Source organism: Micrococcus sp. KRD026, assembly GCF_017168445.1.
GTDB classification, from domain to species: Bacteria; Actinomycetota; Actinomycetes; order Actinomycetales; family Micrococcaceae; genus Micrococcus; species Micrococcus luteus.
In genome coordinates this window covers 1-2,484 of the sequence record NZ_JABFBA010000022.1, presented here as the reverse complement: position 1 = coordinate 2,484, position 2,484 = coordinate 1, and the positions used below count along the sequence as shown (strand labels likewise).

At 74.4% G+C, this 2,484-nt stretch carries 4 protein-coding genes; all 4 read right to left on the bottom strand.

Annotated features, from left to right (window positions below; translation table 11 throughout):
* Nucleotides 1-993: PP2C family serine/threonine-protein phosphatase (locus tag J1M40_RS07545; RefSeq protein ID WP_206450651.1), on the bottom strand; the 993-nt coding region annotated here is incomplete at its 3' end.
* 3 nt (nt 994-996) lie between these two features.
* Nucleotides 997-1,557, bottom strand: a complete 561-nt coding sequence (locus J1M40_RS07540) for an FHA domain-containing protein (protein ID WP_044659734.1) — start codon at nt 1,555-1,557, stop codon at nt 997-999.
* A complete protein-coding gene (locus J1M40_RS12740) occupies nt 1,554-1,862 on the bottom strand; it encodes an FHA domain-containing protein (RefSeq protein ID WP_342345119.1) in 309 nt (102 codons plus the stop codon). The genes J1M40_RS07540 and J1M40_RS12740 overlap by 4 nt, the downstream gene beginning before the upstream one ends.
* A gap of 11 nt (nt 1,863-1,873) precedes the next feature.
* Nucleotides 1,874-2,383, bottom strand: coding sequence for a DUF3662 domain-containing protein (locus J1M40_RS12735; protein WP_342356894.1), 510 nt, complete (start codon nt 2,381-2,383; stop codon nt 1,874-1,876).
* Between the last annotated feature and the right edge of the window lie 101 nt (nt 2,384-2,484).

Sequence of the window (2,484 nt, the reverse complement as noted above, 5' to 3'; positions counted from 1 at the left end):
GAGGACGGCCGCGGTGCGCCGGGGACGGTTCTCCGGCACGGGCGTCTCGCCGAGCAGGGCGGCGGCACGGCGGCGCGTGGAGCTGCGGGTGACCACGGGGATGCGATCGGTCTTCACGGCGTTGGAGGCCGCGCCGACGAGCAGGTGAGGCCGTGCGTCCAGGTCCTCGCGCAGCAGCAGGCCGGAGACCGGGCCGACCTCGGGCGGGTGGGCGGCGGCGAGGGCCTGCTCGGACAGGTGGACGTCCGGGACGGGGGCCAGCTCCTCCGCCGTGCCCTCCGCGATCTCGAACGCCACCACGGTGACGTTGTCCGGGGCGCCGCCCTTGAGGGTGAGGTCCACGAGGGTGTCGACGGCCTGGTTGAGAGCCTCCGAGTCCCGCAGCACCTCGTGGATCTTCTCGGGGGGGACCACGTCCGTGAGGCCGTCCGAGCAGAACAGCCACCGTTCTCCGGGGGCGACGGGCACCTCGAACACGTCCAGCTCGGGGGAGGCGTCCACGTCGCCGAGCACGCGCATGAGCACGTTCTTGTTCGGGTGGAACGGGGCCTCCCCGGCCTCGAGGCGCCCCTCGTCGACGAGCTTCTGCACGAACGTGTGGTCCGTGGTGACCTGGGAGAACTCGCCGTCCGCGAGCCGGTAGGCACGGGAGTCGCCGATGTGCGCGATGTGCAGCGTGGTCCCCGCGAGCAGGCCGGCGGTGCACGTGGTGCCCATGCCGGCGAGCTTGGGGTTGGCGTGCACCAGCTCGTTGAGGATCAGGTTGGCGTTCTGGATCTCGTCCGGCAGCACCGTGGCCGGGTCCTCGTAGCCCACCGCATCCAGCGGGGCCAGGTCCAGCACCGTGGACGCGCTTGCCACGTCGCCGCCCACGTGCCCGCCCATGCCGTCCGCGAGCACGGCCAGATGACGGCCCACGTAGGCGGAGTCGTCGTTCTTGGCACGGACGCGGCCGACGTCGGAGCGGGCGGCGTAGCGGAGGACGAGGGTCATGGGTCAGGCCTCGAGCTCCATGACGGTCTTGCCGATGCGGATGGCCGTGCCGGGGCCCACGGGCAGCGCGCGGGTGACGGGGGCGCCGTTCACGTAGGTGCCGTTCGTGGAGCCGAGGTCCTCGAGGAACCAGCGGGTGCCCTGCGGGAACAGCCGGGCGTGGCGGCCGGAGGCGTAGTCGTCCACGAGCACCAGGTCGGCGTCCTGGGCGCGGCCCATCAGCAGGGGACGGCCCTCCAGGGCGATGGTCTGCCCGGCCTTCGGGCCCTCGACCACCCGCAGGGTCCGGGACAGCCGCGGGGCCGGCGTCGTCGGCGCGGACGCGGCGGGGGCCGGCGTCGACGCGGGCGCGGGGCGGTCGACCGCGGACGAGCCCGCCCCGGCGGCCCCGGCCGCGGGCACCGCGGTGACCAGGCCGGCGTCGCGCTGGGCCTGCTGGAGGCGTGTCTTGTTGCGTCGGCCGACCACGAGGTCGCGGCCCTGCGCCATGACGATGGAGATGATCAGCACCCACAGGGCCAGCAGCAGGCCCATGCGGAGCACGGCGACGGCGAGCTCGCTCATGCGCGGCCCCCCGTCCCGCCGAAGAACAGCAGCTCGGTCTGGCCGACGGTCACCACGTCCCCGTCGCGCAGGGTGACGGAGCCGTCCACGCGGCGGCCGTTGACGAGCACGCCGTTGCGACTGCCCAGGTCCAGGAGCGTGACCGTGGAGCCGACGGTGAGCAGGCGCAGGTGTTCGCGGGACACCGAGGAGTCCGGGATCACGAGGTCGGCACGCTCGGCCGAGCGGCCGAGGATGAGGTCGTCCCCGTCCAGGGGGAGCATGCGGCCGTCCAGCTCGAGGGCCGGGCCGGCGGGCCCGGTCACGGGGCGGCCCATCACGACGGTCGGCTGGTCGGCGTGGGCGGCGCCGGCAGGTCCTCGACCAGTCGGTCCGGCGCCGCGGCCGAGGCTCCCGGGCCGTGGGCGGTGGCGGGCGAGGCGCCGTCGTCGTGGGGGGCCGGGGCGGTGAGCGAGCCGTCGTCCAGGCGGGTGACGACGCGCAGGTCCCCGGCGCGCACGTCCGCGTCCGGGTGGAAGGCGACCCGGACCGTGCCGGGCAGCGCATAGCCCTGGGAGTCGGCGTGGCGGATGACCTCGTCGCACAGCTCGCTGGCGAGGGTGGACCCCCACGAGCGGGCGCGCTCGAAGTCGGCGGGGGAGAAGTGGACCACGTAGCTGTTGGGCGCGACCGTGTGGCCCTCGGACAGCGCGAACGACTCGTCGTCCATCGCCTGTCGCAGGGCCGAGGCGATCTCCACCGGCTTGACCGCCCGCGGACCGCCGGCCGAGAAGGCCGAGCGCACGGCCCGCTCCAGGCCGCGTTCGAGGTTGTCCAGAAGTCCCACGACGGGGCCCCTTTCCACAGTTGTCCGTCCCGATACTACGGGCCGGGCTGGGAGACCGCCGAGAACAGCGGGATTCTGCGGGGTGGAGCGCGGGTGGGAGA

What these genes read in the sequence shown, in the direction of transcription:
- J1M40_RS07540 (WP_044659734.1), bottom strand. Translation starts at nt 1,557, where the DNA reads ATGAGCGAGCTCGCCGTCGCCGTGCTCCGCATGGGCCTGCTGCTGGCC.